Here is a 14,755-nt window from a genome sequence, read left to right as displayed (position 1 = left end):
GGATTCGGCGGCGGCGAAAAGGGTGTCTTTTTCGGTAGGACTAAGCATTAGAACCCCCGGCTTTGATGGCCTTGCGAACGGCACGATTCATCCGTGCCCGGATGCTCTTTTTCAGAGTGCGGAAGGCGGGATAGAGCGAAGGATTCTTTTCCATTTCCTTCGTTCCCCATTCCTGGGCTTTGGCGTAGTCGAACTCCGCACCGGAACCTTTGCGCACCTCTTTTTCCGTGGCCTCGCCGCCCACGACGACAAGCTTTTGAAGGGAATGCGCACCGGCCTCGACACGGACGGTCGACGCCAGCAAGCCGGTATCCTTGGGAGCAAGCGCGGATGCCAACGTGGCGACGCGGGCGGCACCTTCGTTCACGGCTTTTTCGAGCTCTTGGCGGGCCGCCACGGGCATGGCGCGAAGTTTGCGGTTTAAGGCTTGGAGTCCCTGGACGGCCATCATCCGAACCCCTTCACCGTCCAACGGTCTATGGCGTCTTCCACTTCCGGCATGGCGGACAAACTGCCCTGGGCCATCACTTGGCTTTCACGCCACGCATACCGGGAGCCCACTATTGCAATCAGGGCGTCGCGAAGATCTTCGGGAAGCTCGCCGAACCCGCATGTGAATTCGATGATGACGTTTGTCCCATAGGGCCAGCGGCCGGTAGCATTCAGCACCGCCTTATCGGTGGAGCCGATGCCATCAACGGTGAAGTCCTCGAATTCCTTGGCATCCCCATTGCCGTCGACGTAGCTGATACCGTTGATGGAAATCAGCGGCGGCAATGGGATGGAAATCGGGCCGCCAAGCGGGAACCCGCCAAATCCGAGTTGCCACGTCTGGACACTGAGACAACGGGCCAAACGGCCTTCGGCACCGTCAAGCGAAGCCTGGGCAGAATCGATGAGCCTGGAAAGCAAGGCGTCATCGGCGTTGCCGATAATGGCGAGTGCGGCCTTCACATCGGCGAGTTCTATAGCGTCGGGAGCACCGGAAACGCGCTTAAGCCAGGACATCAGGAGCCCCCCAAAACGAGAAATGGTAACCCTATGAAATCCCCAGATTTTTCTTCCTTGGGGGGCGTGTGGTTAGGGGACTTTCCGGCCAAAGGTCGACCCACCCCCCCGGCCTTGTCCCTCGCCGCATCCTTGGCGTTGCAGCTACGGCATCCGGCTTTCCAATTGGACGGCGAGAGCCGCAAGTCGGGACGGCGACGGATGCTCACGATGTGACGGACAAGGGTGGCAGGACGTCCACATTCACAAGTCGGGTGCATCGCCAGGAAGCCACGCGTTGCGGCCTGCCATTCGAGATCATAGCCGCGCTTGTCCGCACCGGGACGCGTATCGATGCGAGCCGGCCGGCACTGGCAACGGGTGCCGCTGGCCTTGGTGCGGTTGCAGTAGGGGCAGATTGTCGGTGCGGCGCGCGGCACAAGCTGAATCCTTCTGATTTGGGCGGCAACGGCGGTCACCCTCGAAACCGCCGTTGCCAGGGTGCGGATGAACAAGACGAAGACCGCACCGTTCTGTTTGGGCGGTGACGGCGGGGCGATACCGCCGTCACCTCGCGCTGGGGGAAAGGAGCGACTAACCGCCAGCGCTATGGGGATCAGGCAACCGGTGCCGATGCGGGATGATCGAGAATGGCGGTGACGCCAAATGCTACAGATGTTCCCGAATTCTTGGTGAAGTTCAGTCGGACGTAGCGCTTGTAGCCAACGTATCCGATCTTGAAGGCACCATCGGCGGTGAGCGGGTTTGCGATGCTGCCCAGGGTGACGCCAGCGGCGGCGGTGGTGAAATCACCATCCGTCGTGGTGTCACTCTCTTCGAGTACAGCGGTAAAGTTGCCGCTGGACGCAATGGCACCGGTATTCACGGTGAGCATGACGCTACCGTAACCCTTGGTGTCCACCGCACTGGTTTTCACCGATGCGGCCTGGACGGCGGACGAAAGGGCGTTCACCACACCCAGATTGTGAACAAGATCACGCATGTTCTTTTTCCTTCTTTCAGGGCGCGATTAGGAAGTGGCGCAACGGATTTTGCGGAGGGCTTCGGCGAGCACGAGCCCAGCACCGACGCGGCGGCGGGCGTGGAAGCGGACCAAGCCGGAAGTGGCCACCGAATAGGGATCGCGAAGGATAGAAAGCCCGACACGATCATAGATGCGGTAGGCACTGGCGATGTCGCCGAACAGAATAGGTTCGGCGGCGGAGCCGATGTCATCCATGGTGGGATCTTCGATGACCGGGCGTCCCAGGATCGTATCCGGGGTATCGAGCGTAAGACCGGGCTGCCACAGATAGGCACCGGTGGAGCCGTCCTTAAGCTTGCGGATCGCGGCGAGAGTCTTGCCGTTCATAAGCCAAGTACCACGGCCACGGTAGAAGGCCGGCAGGGCGTAAAAGGCATCGATCAGAAGATCGGCCGGGGCGGAACCCAGGGTGCTGGCATTGCCGGAGAACGTGTAAGGCACGCCAGCGGCTTCCATGATGCCGACCGGCTTTTTGACGCCATCGCCCTGGGAAAAGGCGAGTGCTTCCAAGCGAGCGAATTCTTCCGACAAGTCGGACGAAACTTCGGCCTCGACATTGACGGCGGCGTCTTCAAGCAAGCGCTGTGAGACGTCGACATAGCAAGCCATCTCGAACACCTCGATATCGAGTTGGCCATATGTGGATTCCGTCCCGGTGCGGGTTTCGGTTTCACCTACCCAACGGGCGGTAGGACGTCCGGTGCGCTTCGGAAGGATGACGTTGCCGGCGCTGGTATTGCCGACGCGGGCGGCCTGTCGAATCGGGGAACGTTCAACAATCCCTTTGATGACTTCGGCGATGAATTCATCCGGGGCCAGATATCCGCCTGCGGTGTCATCCGAAACACGAAGGGATTTGACCTCATCGGCGGAAAGAGCTTCACGGCCGGATTTGAGATAACCGGTAAAGGCTTTCTGTTCCGGGGTGGCCTTGTCGTCGCCAGCTACGGCGGGGCGCGCCATCTTGGTTTCGAGCTCATCGGCACGATCCTGGGCCGCTTTGAGTTCGGTACGGAGCTCGCCGATTTTGGCTTCCGTGGTGGAAGCCAGGGCGGCGATTGCCTGTTCAACGGCACTGCCGGTTTCATCTTTCGTTTCGAGCCTTACGGCATCGAACAATTCTGCTTTGCTGATATGGCGCATCTGGTTTTCTCCCTAAGCGCGCGTGATTTGGGCGGTTGCCCGGTTAATCGCCGCAACTACGCGCTGGGCGAATTCGTCGTCCTTCACCGTCGAGACGGCGGCGGATTCGTTCATTGGAAAGGCGGTGAGACTGATTTCCCGCAAATCGACTTCTTCGAGAAAGCGAACCTTTTTCGCCGAATCCCATCTGTCGCGAAGGGTACGGAAACCGATGCTCAAACCGTCGAGAGCCCCGGCTTTAAGCAGGGAATAGGCTTCCTTGGCGGCGGCGATATCCAGTAGGAGCCGCCCCTTTACCCAAAGCCCGGTTGCATCTTCCTTGGCATCAATCCACTGGCCAATGAGTTGGCGGTGATCATGATCGCGAAGCATCTTGATACGGGATGCGGGACGCGTCGCCAGGGTTTTGGCAAACGCCCCCGGAACAACGACGTCGCGTCCCTGGTCGACGGTGTAGGTGCTGGCGTAGCCTTCAAAGATGCCATCTTCGGCGACGGCCTTGATATCCAGTTCGATATGGTGACCATGATCAGTCATCGGAGCCCCCCTCCAAGCCCTCGCCGAAAAGACGGCGGTGAACGGCATCGGCGAGCAAGCGGCCAAGCGGCATCAATGGAACGGGGACGTCATCGACAAAGCCGACGAAAGCGCTTTTATCGGCGTCATGAATCAGGACGTGAGAAACGCTTTCCTGGATAACCTTGGAATTGCCGCGCAGAAGCTCGGCGAGAAGCTGGCCAGGGTCATTGATGCCGGTGGCGTCGGATAGCCGGCGCATGGCAGCAAAGGATGCCCACGCCGATACGCCAGGAAGGCCGGGAACCGGTTGCGGCCGCATGCCTTCACGCATCGAATCGAAATCAGGGAAAGGCTCAAATCTGAGCGGCATCGTCGCCCCCTTCCGTGGTTGCACCGGCTTGCCCTGGGGAGACGGCGGGATTTTCGTAGACGTCGCCACCGTCATACGGGGCAAGGTTCTCACGGGCGCGGGCTTCGTTCGGGCTCAAAATTCTGGACGTGATGGCCTGGGTATAAGCGGCGAAGCGGCCGGCGAGATCGGCGCGGGCGAAATTGTCCAAGTTGAATTCGAAATAGAACGCGGCGTTGCGTTCCGATTCCGTGAGAAGACAACGCGCGTAAGCACCTTCGATATGCTGGAAAATCGGCAGCATGCAAAAAGACAAGAATTGCTGCGCCAATTGTTCGGGAGCTTTCCAGACGCTGTGCTCCAAATCACCGACAAGTGTTGGCGGAACCGAAAAACACCTGCAAATATCCTCCAACGTCAATTTCAACGTTTCGAGATATTGAGAATCGACGCTCTTAAGGGCGATGGATTCCCAGGAAGCGTTTTCCTCCAAGACGGCGGTTTTGCCGCTGTTTTCCCCGCCAAAGCTGGAATTCCATGCCGCTGATATCCGTTGAGCGGCAAGTTCCGTCAATTTTCCGGGGACACGCAAAACCCCGCTTGGTTTGCCCTGCTTAAACAAGCGGGTGGCATGGGTATCCATGATCGTGGCACGGCCAACGGCTTCCGATGCATCCCGCATCAAGGAACGGCCACCCCATGGGGCAACCTCCAAGATGTCCTGATATCCGTAGCGACGGGTGCCGCCGCCCTTTAGCGTCAGGGTGTATGACGGTTCCCCGGATGCCTCATCGACGTCCCTGCGAACGGCGGAATAGGGAAGCGGGATAAGTTCCTTGACGTTGCCCCGTACCTTCGATGCCAGGGCGTAGGAGCGGCCTTCACAGATCGCACGGAAGAGCATGTCACGCTTGAAGTCACCGGCACTGGTCCAAGGATTGGCGAACCCGCTGACCAAGCGTTCTGCGGGGTGCGATTCCGCGCGAGCGCGAGCACCATCATTACCCTTTTCGAAGAGATGGCAGGGGGTGGTGGAAACCGCGTTTGTGATGAGCCGGATACAGCTTCCGGCAGTTGGTTGCCGCATCGTCCCGGCTTCACCCAGGGTGACGCCTGCGACCGTGGTGACCCCTCCGAAAAGGGTCAAAAGTTCCGGCGACGCCAAGGAAAAATCCTTGGTGTCTTCTACCGGTTCGGCTTTGCCTATGAACTTTGACCAAAATCCCATATCAGCGGGATATAATATAAGTCCCCGCTTATGTCAAATTTAGTGCAATGAAATCAAAGAGTTATGCGGTATCCGAACCCCAAAAGATTGAATCGTTTCAATCGATTAAAGGAATTATGGGTGCTCAAACGAAAGCGGGCGGCAATGATGCCGCCCGCTTGTCGTCGTTGACCGATTTTCAGATCTTGTCCTGGACTTCTGCCCAGATTTCCTGGGCACCTTCGAGCCACCACATGATAATGCGCTTGGATGGCTTCTTCGTCCTCGGATGCTCGCCGGTAAGGACTTCTTCGCAAAACTCGACAATGGCGTTGTAGTCAGGCTCATCATCCGTGATCGCGCCAACGATCATGTTCAACAATTCGTCGGCGCTATCAGCATCCGAATATTCGAGTTCACCGACATTTTCGAGCGCATCGGCCTCAGCCGTTTTCATCGCCCATTCGCGGCCTTGTCCTTTCCAGTAGGGCTTCGTTTGTTCCTCGGATTTCTGCTTCGACGCGCGAAGCCGTTCGATGACGTCATCCATGTTCATGTTCTCCTTCGGTGCTGTTGCGATTTGTAGTTCAAAGGCTTCCTGCGCCACCGCCGACCAATTTTGATTGGGTAAAGCGTCCATGCGCATCTTCAGTTCGTCTCCTACGTAAATGTTCATTTTTGCCATGGCATCTCCTTTCTGGGCGCATACGTAATGGAATGTGGGGATACCGTCAAGAGCTTCGATGGTAGTGCGCACAAAATACAGGTTTAGCAACATCGTAGGGATATCGGCATCTGGACGCGTTCACGTCGCCGGTTGTGGCAACGTTGCCACAACCGGGGCGGGGATTTATTTCCCGGTGCCCCTTGGCGGCATATTCGGGAGCGCTAATTCATTTTGCGGGACGCCTGTGGAAGGGTCATCCCAAGTCTGCTGGCTCCGTGCTCGCCCCCCTCAAGCTAAGCGCGGGGCCAGTCCTTTCATGCCGCATCACCACCGGGACACGGGCGAACACCAAACCCTGCCGCTAATGGGATACATCGCCGCAACTGCGGCGAGTATTGGCGCACCGATGTGGGAGTTTTTATTTTCGGATGCAGCTAGACTAAAAGCAATTTTAAATATAAATTACTTCTTAAGCCATTGTGGTGGGATTTCCGCCGCAATTATTACCCCAAGTTGAGGCGGGGGCCGGGATGGTTCATGCCGTCGATGTCGGATATCTTGACATCGGCGGCATACTTAATCCCAAAGCATAGTTTCCGAACGAAACAATCTGTGAAATTGTTGCCGCTGGAACGGCGTTTCAATCCCGCCGTTCTGGCCGCTGGCCGCACCCCCAAGCGTCCCCCCGCCCTGGCCAGCGGCCTTTAGCCCCAAGTCTGCTTATACAGCATCGCGACGACGCCAATCAGAACGGCGGCCACCGCAACCATCAAGGCAAAGCCGATCCCGAACCATGGGGTAGGACTAGCGGAGTCGACGAGCGGTTCCATGGGGGCAAGTTCTCGACGTCGAGAAGTTCTGTCAGGCGAGCCGCGATTCTTTCGATTTTTTGGTAGAGCTCAACACTAACCCTTAAACGGAAGGCACCAAGAACAAGGGAGAAGGAAGAGAGAAGGACGGGGGATACCCCCCTAACCCCCAAGGGGGGGAGGAGAGCCCTACGGGCAGTCCTTCCATTATGTAAGACGGATTCGACTTATCTCTATGATTCTATTGGATATTATTTGACGTCCAAAAACCGCTGATTTCGAGCCCCTGGACACCATGTTTTTGGGCACTTTCGAGCATCGCATTTTTCAGAAATTCGGCGTCGGATTTCCTGCAAATAAATGAATCATGGACGGGCAACGCGATAATTCCCGCCGCCGTGGTGTCAGTTAAAATCGTGTCGGCGATATCGGAATCGAGCCGCATCAATTTTGCCCCGGCGTCGGAATGGAAATAGGCGGAAATCGGGGCATGGAATTTTTTAATATCGGCGATGAGCACCTTTGCCAGTTCCTTGGCTTCCGCCGTTCCGGGAGCGGCAAGCGGTGAGATCGCATCTTCACGATAGATACGCCCCAGAGCTTCGAAATAATTGCTGGCGTTGATCATGATGAGCACGGCGAGCTTTACCAAGGCGCGGGGCCAATCCTTGATTTGGTAGCAATCCACCGGGGCCGGTGCCCCTGCCCAGGCATAGAGCACGGTGGGGTGAAGGCACCGGAAATCGAGCTCGGCCACGGCTTCGCCACCGATACGGAGCTCGCCACGCTGTTCCTTGGGCAGGCATTGCCATGCGCCACCCATGGCATAGAACCGGCCACCACGTTCCCATGACGTATTGAAGATGCGGCGGACCTGGGCACGCATATTGATATTGAGATCAACGGCGCGAAGCGCTTCGTTGAATTCTTCGATGGCGCGCCGCATCCGGCGTGTTGCCGGGGTGTCCTGATATTCGATTCCCTGCCCATAGGAATTGCGTAGGATAATGGTTTCGGGTGGCCGGGTGAGTTCCAGTCCGGAACCATCGCCAACGATGCTGGCGACAATCTCTGTGAGTTCTGGACGGGGCGAGATGTTGGACTGCCATCCCAGCCGACCGGGTTCGGACCTGTCATGGATGATGAGCTTGCGACCGTCCAAATGGTCGACGCCCCCCACGATGTTGCGGAACGTATAGAGCCGGTGAGAGTACCGGCGCGGTCGCACATAGTGGTTATGATTGCGGCTGTAGCTCACGGGGCCGGTGGCGGCATGCAAAGCCAAGGCGATGGCGGCAACGGCTTCGCTGCCACCGATCTTGTCCTTTAAGGCGGGCCAGAATTTTTTAGATTCAAAACGCAACGAAAGCGGTGTTTGGGTTGAACCTTCACCGCTGGTTTCGTATTCTACTTCAGATCCGCCAAGATCATTTGAGAACTGTTGAAAGCCGCTCCCGGTGCCATCCGGGGGCGGCTTCGCTCTTGTTTGAAGCATCACGCATCCTCGGGTTCCGGGATGGTGACGGCGGGGGCCACAGGCTTACGGGGGCGGCGAGCTTCGAATTCGGCGAGATCGGCGCTGTAAAAGTAATTGCGCTTGCCGATTTCCAGCGGCACCGGGAACGCCAGATCCTTGCGGCGACGCCAGCGCCACAAAGTCATGTCGGTGATACCGTAGCGACGAAGCACGGCCGGCTGGGGAATCAGTACATTGAAGTCTTCGTTGGACATTACGCTAACCTTTTGCGTGTTTGAGATGGTTAAGCGTATGGGTGTTGCTGAAGAGTCACAAGGTTGCGACGAATCTTTCTTATAGTGGCTTGATACACAACAATGATTTGCGGTTGCGCCTAAAATCAGGACTTCGGAACCCATTGAAACAACTCAATAAAAAAGGGGTGCCAGTTATCCACAGGCACCCCCAACAACGAAAATTTTTATAGAACGTTGAAATCGTTAGGTTTTGTGATGTCAGAAATTCAGGATTTTGTGGCGTGTCGCACCATCGGCACGATGTTATCAGCCTGTTTCTCACCCACCATCACGGCGACATGATCGGCCCAGGCTGCCAAGGCTGCCGTCTTTTCCGGCAGATAGGCGAAGCGGTTATAAACCCCGGCGACGCCTGCGAATGTTCCCGAGATATGATTCAAGCTTTTCTCAATAACGGCGGTATCGATGCGTAGGGATGCCATACCGGATGCTGCCGTCCTTCTGAGATCGTGCAACCGCCATGCCGTCACCGATACCTCATCGGGATCTTGGCCAGCTTCCACGGCCTGCTTTTTCAAAATGGCGAGCATGGCGGTATCAAGCCTTTCCTTGGCACGGCTGAATCCGGATGCCGGTGTTTTGCCGGTGGTGGTGAAGGCATAACCCGCCTTCCCTATCCTGGGCAGCTTTTCAATTATTGCCGTCGCCATCGGCGGCAACGGCACCAAGTGTTCGTTCCCATTTTTGGTACGTTCGGCGGGGATCAACCATTGGTCACCGCTGAGCTCGCCGAAAAGCATTCCGGCGACTTCCTGCCGTCTCTGGCCTGTCAGAAGCATAAGCCGGAACATCGGGGTGAAGGGATATCCAAGGCCTGCGGTGGCCTCCCAAAACAACCTAACCTCATCATCGGTTAGCTTTCTGTCGCGGCTTGTTTCTTCCGTTGGTTTCGCCACCTTTGCCGTTGGATTAGTCGAGATGACATCGCGGCCTTCAAGCCAGCCGAAGAATGTCTTCAAGGTAGCGAGAACCCGGTTAGCACTCACCGGGCTACCACGATCAACGATGGCGTCTATTAAATCGAGAACATCGGCCTTGGTGACATCCCTCACATTCTTCGATCCGAATGCCGGATTGATGTCGGTTTTGAAATGGCGTTCGGCTTCCTGCCAAGTTTTGTTTTTCGGCTTGCAAACCCGTTCGATAAACAACGCCCCGCGCTTTTCGACTGTGTCTTTATCATCGGCCACCACGGCAGCGGTCATAATGGCAACGGCTTTGATTTCCTTTTTCGCCGCCCCAGGATCACGGCCCTCGCCGATGGCCTGCAATGATTCCCTTGCGGCGCGGCGAGCCTCTACCAGTGTCATGGATTGCCCAAGGGGCAGCACCCCGTCGACATCCTCACCATCCCGCTTAAACAGCACGGGGCCGATTGTGAGTTTCTTCGGCTTGCCCTCGAACCGATATCGAAGTGCCCAGCTTTTGGAGCCGCTGGACTGGATAACGAGATAAAGCCCAGGCAATGCCCCGTCCGGAATTTCCTGCCTAGCCGCACCGGCTTTTAGGTTTTCAACCGCCTTAACCGTCAATGCACTTGCCATGTCGACCCCCGGTTCCGTTACCCCGGTTTGAGCACCTGTTTTGGCTCTGGGGTAACAAGGGGTAACAGAAAATGGGCGTTAACCCCCGTTACCCCGCGTTAATATCGAAGCCAAACGTACCGTAACAAAGGCATGCAGTACAAGGCTTAGAACGGGGTTTGAGCCACTGATATGTTAGGCCAAGTTATGGGGCTGGCGCTGACTCTTAATCAGCGGGTCACAGGTTCGATCCCTGTCGCACCCACCAAAGATTTCAAAGACTTAGATGCGATTGTCGTGAACAGCGACGACTTGTTTTGCAGTTGGTTTGCAATATATGTTCTCCATTTGGACGCCAGCTGCGGCCCGGACCGGGCGTCACACCACCAAAGCAGGAATGATGAACCCCATCTCCGACATCCTGTTCTTTGCCGTGCTCTACGCTGCTGCAGTCGGAGCGTCCATTTTCGTCATTGTGTGGATTGCCGGCCGTTGGCGTTAGCACCGATCTTAAACCTTGTATTCCGACGCAGGCAGCGGTAAGCAGCCAGCATCCAGTCAAGAATGGAGGAATGCAGAATGTGGGTACGGCTTTCTGGCAGAGATTTGGAACCAGTTCTTGTTCAGTTCGAAAATGTAAATCACGTTACGTCAAGGGCAGGCGGTGGGGCTACTATATATTTCAAGAGCGAAATGACCGACGCAAAAGGCGAGCGCAAACAACGCGCCCTTGCTGTTCGAGAATCGGTGCCGGAAATATCCAAGGCGCTCGGCGCCGTTGAGGCGGTTATCTCTTCTGGTCGCGGCGGGGCTTCGAACAGGATCAAGGTTGCCGCACGCGGCTAAGATTGCCAGACTGAAGAATGATGCAGGCGCGCAAGAAAAGTTGGCTTGAGAAAATTGGTTTAGGTGGCGGTCGGCGTGAGGAGCAATCCGCTCCGGCGCCTGCATCCGTTGAAGCCCCGCCGCCGGCTGCCGTTACCGCGGACGCGCCACGGCTGGATTTGCGCCTGCATCCAGTTGAGGAGATGATGGTCGTGCAGAAAGCACGATCCAAGGCCACCGGGGAAATTATAATCTTCGGCGAAGCCATTCACGCCGAGACGAAGAACGTACTCAGTCGCTATCTTTCCGACGCGCTGGAAACCTTCCTGGCGCACGAAGCCCGCCACGGCGTTGGCAGCTACTGTATCGTCGATCCGAGCAAGCCGGGCCGCTGTCGTATCATTACCTCGACCGGCTATTGCGGCGGCTACATCCGCCGGGTTGATGGCCGTGTCGTAGCCGGCACAACCCTGGAAGCTGTTTTCGCAGGCGCCGAGTCCAAGATCGAGATGGACCCATATGGGCTTTGCCTGTCTCTGAGCCACGCTCCGAAAGGCTCGTATCAGCAGTTGCCCTTCACAACGCCGTTCAGGGACGTGCGGCGGTTGCCGCCAGCCTCGGTGGTCGAGTTTGAGAACGGAAAGCTGACGGCCAGTTATAGCTACCTAACGAGTGGTGCCCTTCTCCCGCCGCCGGCGTCGTTTGAAGCCGCGATGGACGAACTGTCGGAATCGCTTGCCGCCCATTATGCGAGAACGAAGAAGAGCCCAGCGTTGATGCTTTCGGGCGGCGTTGACAGCCTAATCATCTATCTTTCGCTGCGACAGAAGATGGACCCCAAAGACATCAGGGTTGTTACGGTCGAGACGTCAAGAGAGCACTCTCTAGCCAATGGGGAGTATCGTGCATTCCCGATCTCACAGAATATCGGCTTCGATGTTGAATACATAGCACATGATTCGCTATCGTCGAACTCCATCAATGATGAAATAAAACGAATGATGGATCGCGATATCATAAGCTCGAAAGGGCCGCATCTGGCGTTCGTTGATCATATTCTTGGAGGAACTGACATTATTCATGGCCAGAACATGGATGCCATGTTTAATGTGAATATGCTGCTGTTGCAGGCCAATCTTGAGAAGGGTTATCTCTCGAAAGGGAAGATGAGCAGCCTCAAGAAGGCAGACGAAGAGACGATGCAGTACCAATCGTTCCTCGGTAATCTGCAATTTTCCGACGCTTATTTAAACGATTCTGATTTTCAGCGCGATACGGTTGAGTTCTTTGTGAAATTGCATAAGCGAACGATGTCCGATGCGGAGCCGGGAGGCGTAGGCATGGTTCGGGGAATGATATCGAGCCAATATCCTAATCTGCTTGTGCGGCCCAACTACCCGGTCAACCAACTCAGCCAGACCGAGTATCTGGATCGCGAGGTTGATCTTTTTCACCGGCATGTTGGCGAAGTGTCGCCGCGGCTCGCCGTCGACCTGGTGCGCTATCACACCTACAGCCACCTTTCGAACAAGCGCATTTCCACTCTGTCGCTTCCAGACGGCAGCCGGACGCTGTTCGTCGCCATGTCAGGGCCGATCGTCAGTTACCTGCTCGGAAAGAACCGCGGTCTGTCCGTCGTTGGGCGGCCGAAAAATGAGGTCTACGACCTGGCTGAGAAGTTGGCAGGCAAGCCGTACAGCAAATTGATGTCGACTAGGAAGGAATACCGATCACCTGCCGCTGGTGTGGAAACGGATGATGACGAGGATGATGACGCCAATGCCGACGACATGCTGCTGAAGGACAGCATGGACACGATCAATCCGAAGACGTCACGAGTGCTGGCCGCCATAAGTGAGCCAGATGTTCGAGGGCACGTTTCATCCGTCTACCACGAAACCATCGCGTCCTGCCGGCCTGGTAATGCAAACTTTACGCGCTTCTCACAATCGCGAGCCAGGTATCTGCTGAATTTGGAATTGCTCCTGCGTCAGGCTGGCAACTAACCATTACCCTGCCCGTAAGCTCTGATTATCGCAGTGCGTAATGCACGTTCCGATTTCGAAGGGAGAGAAAAATTTTCGCGCCAAAATAATTCCACGCGATTTCAGACGCTTGCTATTTTTTCGTGACGAAATCCGACCCATTTCATCCCCCTCGCTAAAACCCGCCTCATAATGCCAGTCAGTTTCTCCCGCCGGGAACGCTTCCGGAGTCGTTCGTCAAGCGGGGAGGTCCGAAGGACGGCGCCTCCGCTATGTTGCCGACGAAGCGGCATGGCCGGGGAGGCCGCGTCCGAAGGTTCCTCCCCCGACACTACGGTTGGGGCGCACTGGACGAGCGCTTAAGACCGGGCCAGCCGAGGCACAAAATGCCGGAGCGGAGCAAGGCGAAGCGGAACGGGACGAGGCCAAAAATCGCCGGCGGGCGCACGAGCTGCGCCATATTGTTAGTCTGTGAGGCAAGGTTTTTGCGCCCGCTTCCCGGACTGCTCCCGAAAGGGACCATTCTCTCAACAATGGCCAGACGCGAAGGCGGGCGTGGCAATGGGGAAGGTTTGGATCGTGCCGCCAGTTTTCATCTCGCCACAAAAGGGTCCAGCACCCGTGGGCTGCGATTGCCACGGTCTCCTACAACCCCTGCGACAATCTGCACAGCAGCTATGCACGTTTATGCGTTGCCGAATCGGCGGGCATTTCATAACTATCGGTTGTCGGCCATCTACTCCTCCCAGATGCGATGCCGACGCTGAAAGCGGCGAACCTCCTCCCTCGCCGCAATCAAATCGAGCCCGCTGCCACCTCCTCCCGGCAGCGGGCTTTTTCTTTTGCACGACGGGCGCGACCGAGCGCACCTCGCTGCGCCTCCCCCGAAAAGCGGCTCAATTCCCGGAAGGCGACGCAACGGACCGCCGCACGACAAGCGTCGGCTCGATTGCGATGGTGGGCGGCAGCGGGCGGTCGTGATCCAGATGGTCGATGAGGGCGTTGGCGGCCACGGTGCCGAGCTCGATCGCCGGCTGCCGCACCGTCGTCAGCGGCGGAAAAGTATAGGCGGCGAATTCGATGTCGTCATAACCGACGACCGAGACGTCGCCCGGTATGTCCAAGCCGAGTTCGCGGATGCCGTTCAGCAGGCCGATCGCCATGACGTCGCTCAGCGCGAAGATCGCCTGCGGCCTGGTCTCAGCCGGCCCCGCCAGCAGTGGACGGGCGGCCAGCCTGCCGCCTTCCATGGTCAGGCTGGCGCGGTGCAGGAGATCGGGCTCCAGCTTGAGCCCATGCCGTGCCAGGGCGCTGGAAAACCCCTCGATGCGGTCGATCATGCGCGGATGCTCGGCGGGACCGGACAGGCAGGCAATGCGCGAAAAACCGTTTTCGGCGAGATAGTCGGCGACGATGCGCCCGCCGAGGATGGAATCGTCGGAAACCACCGACGAGACGGAATGCGGCGGCGCGTCGATCGCCACCACCGGCACACGCTCGATCTGCCCAAGTTTCTCGAAGAAGTCCGGGCTGGCGTTGGAGGTCATCGCCACGATGGCGTCGACACGCTTGGTGAACAGCGTGTGCATGTAGGTGACGAGATGATCTGTCACGTCGTCGGTGTTGCAGATCATCAGCGCGTAACCCGCCTCGAAGCAGGCGCGCTCGACGCCGCGGATCACCTCGCCGAAAAACGGGTTCGAGGTGGTGGTGACAATCATGCCGATGGTGCGGGTGCGGTTGGATTTCAGCGAGCGCGCCACCTCCGACGGCAGGTAGCCGAGATCGCTGATCGCCGCGTTGACCCGCTTCGCCGTCTCGGGGCTGACCGGCCGCGTGCTGTTGATGACGTGCGAGACCGTCGTGAACGACACGTTCGCCCGCCGTGCGACGTCCTTGATGGTGACCACGGGCTGGGGCTCT

Annotated in this window: 15 protein-coding genes; 3 read left to right on the top strand and 12 right to left on the bottom strand. The window is 57.4% G+C overall.

The genetic code is table 11. The features are described from left to right. Window positions 1-40: 40 nt before the first annotated feature. The 8 genes from ACH196_RS20735 to ACH196_RS20700 all read right to left on the bottom strand — a co-directional run bounded on the left by ACH196_RS20735 (window position 41) and on the right by ACH196_RS20700 (window position 5,935). A complete protein-coding gene (locus ACH196_RS20735) occupies window positions 41-451 on the bottom strand; it encodes an HK97-gp10 family putative phage morphogenesis protein (protein WP_396648829.1) in 411 nt (136 codons plus the stop codon). Continuing rightward, on the bottom strand, window positions 448-1,008 hold the full coding sequence (locus ACH196_RS20730) for a hypothetical protein (protein ID WP_396648828.1): 561 nt from the start codon (window positions 1,006-1,008) through the stop codon (window positions 448-450). The genes ACH196_RS20735 and ACH196_RS20730 overlap by 4 nt, the downstream gene beginning before the upstream one ends. A gap of 595 nt (window positions 1,009-1,603) precedes the next feature. Then, the gene (locus ACH196_RS20725; protein WP_396648827.1) at window positions 1,604-1,990 is read right to left on the bottom strand and encodes a hypothetical protein; all 387 of its coding nucleotides are present in this window, start codon (window positions 1,988-1,990) and stop codon (window positions 1,604-1,606) included. 27 nt (window positions 1,991-2,017) lie between these two features. Next, the gene (locus ACH196_RS20720; RefSeq protein ID WP_396648826.1) at window positions 2,018-3,175 is read right to left on the bottom strand and encodes a phage major capsid protein; all 1,158 of its coding nucleotides are present in this window, start codon (window positions 3,173-3,175) and stop codon (window positions 2,018-2,020) included. 12 nt (window positions 3,176-3,187) lie between these two features. Further along, entirely contained in the window at window positions 3,188-3,712 is a 525-nt protein-coding gene (locus tag ACH196_RS20715; RefSeq protein WP_396648825.1) for an HK97 family phage prohead protease, read from the bottom strand. Beyond that, on the bottom strand, window positions 3,705-4,064 hold the full coding sequence (locus ACH196_RS20710; protein WP_396648824.1) for a hypothetical protein: 360 nt from the start codon (window positions 4,062-4,064) through the stop codon (window positions 3,705-3,707). Before ACH196_RS20710 ends, ACH196_RS20715 begins: the two co-directional genes overlap by 8 nt. Further along, complete coding sequence (locus tag ACH196_RS20705; protein ID WP_396648823.1) at window positions 4,048-5,208, bottom strand: phage portal protein; 1,161 nt, start codon at window positions 5,206-5,208, stop codon at window positions 4,048-4,050. Before ACH196_RS20705 ends, ACH196_RS20710 begins: the two co-directional genes overlap by 17 nt. A gap of 241 nt (window positions 5,209-5,449) precedes the next feature. Beyond that, window positions 5,450-5,935 carry a hypothetical protein gene (locus tag ACH196_RS20700; RefSeq protein ID WP_396648822.1) on the bottom strand — a complete coding sequence of 162 codons (486 nt, stop codon included), beginning with the start codon at window positions 5,933-5,935 and terminating at the stop codon, window positions 5,450-5,452. A 298-nt stretch (window positions 5,936-6,233) separates the two neighbouring features. Here ACH196_RS20700 and ACH196_RS20695 point away from each other — a divergent pair, with 298 nt between their 5' ends. Continuing rightward, entirely contained in the window at window positions 6,234-6,434 is a 201-nt protein-coding gene (locus ACH196_RS20695; protein ID WP_396648821.1) for a hypothetical protein, read from the top strand. A 533-nt stretch (window positions 6,435-6,967) separates the two neighbouring features. Here ACH196_RS20695 and ACH196_RS20690 read toward each other — a convergent pair. The 3 genes from ACH196_RS20690 to ACH196_RS20680 all read right to left on the bottom strand — a co-directional run bounded on the left by ACH196_RS20690 (window position 6,968) and on the right by ACH196_RS20680 (window position 10,043). Further along, window positions 6,968-8,221 carry a hypothetical protein gene (locus ACH196_RS20690; RefSeq protein ID WP_396648820.1) on the bottom strand — a complete coding sequence of 418 codons (1,254 nt, stop codon included), beginning with the start codon at window positions 8,219-8,221 and terminating at the stop codon, window positions 6,968-6,970. Next, window positions 8,221-8,457 (bottom strand): helix-turn-helix transcriptional regulator, encoded by a 237-nt coding sequence (locus ACH196_RS20685; RefSeq protein ID WP_396648819.1) that lies wholly within the window; start codon window positions 8,455-8,457, stop codon window positions 8,221-8,223. Before ACH196_RS20685 ends, ACH196_RS20690 begins: the two co-directional genes overlap by 1 nt. A gap of 248 nt (window positions 8,458-8,705) precedes the next feature. Further along, entirely contained in the window at window positions 8,706-10,043 is a 1,338-nt protein-coding gene (locus ACH196_RS20680; RefSeq protein WP_396648818.1) for a tyrosine-type recombinase/integrase, read from the bottom strand. Between the two features lie 672 nt (window positions 10,044-10,715). Between ACH196_RS20680 and ACH196_RS20675 the strand changes: the two genes are divergently transcribed. Both ACH196_RS20675 and ACH196_RS20670 read left to right on the top strand, forming a co-directional pair. Continuing rightward, window positions 10,716-10,868, top strand: a complete 153-nt coding sequence (locus ACH196_RS20675; protein ID WP_396648817.1) for a hypothetical protein — start codon at window positions 10,716-10,718, stop codon at window positions 10,866-10,868. A gap of 17 nt (window positions 10,869-10,885) precedes the next feature. Further along, window positions 10,886-12,853, top strand: a complete 1,968-nt coding sequence (locus ACH196_RS20670) for a hypothetical protein (protein WP_396648816.1) — start codon at window positions 10,886-10,888, stop codon at window positions 12,851-12,853. Between the two features lie 875 nt (window positions 12,854-13,728). Here ACH196_RS20670 and ACH196_RS20665 read toward each other — a convergent pair. After that, window positions 13,729-14,742: a LacI family DNA-binding transcriptional regulator gene (locus tag ACH196_RS20665; protein WP_396648815.1), complete on the bottom strand. Its 1,014-nt coding sequence runs from the start codon at window positions 14,740-14,742 to the stop codon at window positions 13,729-13,731. Window positions 14,743-14,755: the final 13 nt, after the last annotated feature.

Source organism: Mesorhizobium sp. IMUNJ 23232, from assembly GCF_044326205.1.
GTDB lineage: Bacteria > Pseudomonadota > Alphaproteobacteria > Rhizobiales > Rhizobiaceae > Kumtagia.
This window is presented reverse-complemented; position numbering and strand designations above follow the sequence as displayed.

Bases quoted from the DNA above. Each gene is read 5' to 3' on its own strand.
- ACH196_RS20670 (WP_396648816.1), top strand. From the start codon at position 10,886: ATGATGCAGGCGCGCAAGAAAAGTTGGCTTGAGAAAATTGGTTTAGGT.
- ACH196_RS20715 (WP_396648825.1), bottom strand. From the start codon at position 3,712: ATGACTGATCATGGTCACCATATCGAACTGGATATCAAGGCCGTCGCC.
- ACH196_RS20685 (WP_396648819.1), bottom strand. From the start codon at position 8,457: ATGTCCAACGAAGACTTCAATGTACTGATTCCCCAGCCGGCCGTGCTT.
- ACH196_RS20695 (WP_396648821.1), top strand. From the start codon at position 6,234: ATGCCGCATCACCACCGGGACACGGGCGAACACCAAACCCTGCCGCTA.
- ACH196_RS20710 (WP_396648824.1), bottom strand. From the start codon at position 4,064: ATGCCGCTCAGATTTGAGCCTTTCCCTGATTTCGATTCGATGCGTGAA.
- ACH196_RS20675 (WP_396648817.1), top strand. From the start codon at position 10,716: ATGACCGACGCAAAAGGCGAGCGCAAACAACGCGCCCTTGCTGTTCGA.
- ACH196_RS20700 (WP_396648822.1), bottom strand. From the start codon at position 5,935: ATGGCAAAAATGAACATTTACGTAGGAGACGAACTGAAGATGCGCATG.
- ACH196_RS20725 (WP_396648827.1), bottom strand. From the start codon at position 1,990: ATGCGTGATCTTGTTCACAATCTGGGTGTGGTGAACGCCCTTTCGTCC.
- ACH196_RS20720 (WP_396648826.1), bottom strand. From the start codon at position 3,175: ATGCGCCATATCAGCAAAGCAGAATTGTTCGATGCCGTAAGGCTCGAA.
- ACH196_RS20735 (WP_396648829.1), bottom strand. From the start codon at position 451: ATGATGGCCGTCCAGGGACTCCAAGCCTTAAACCGCAAACTTCGCGCC.
- ACH196_RS20730 (WP_396648828.1), bottom strand. From the start codon at position 1,008: ATGTCCTGGCTTAAGCGCGTTTCCGGTGCTCCCGACGCTATAGAACTC.
- ACH196_RS20690 (WP_396648820.1), bottom strand. From the start codon at position 8,221: ATGCTTCAAACAAGAGCGAAGCCGCCCCCGGATGGCACCGGGAGCGGC.
- ACH196_RS20680 (WP_396648818.1), bottom strand. From the start codon at position 10,043: ATGGCAAGTGCATTGACGGTTAAGGCGGTTGAAAACCTAAAAGCCGGT.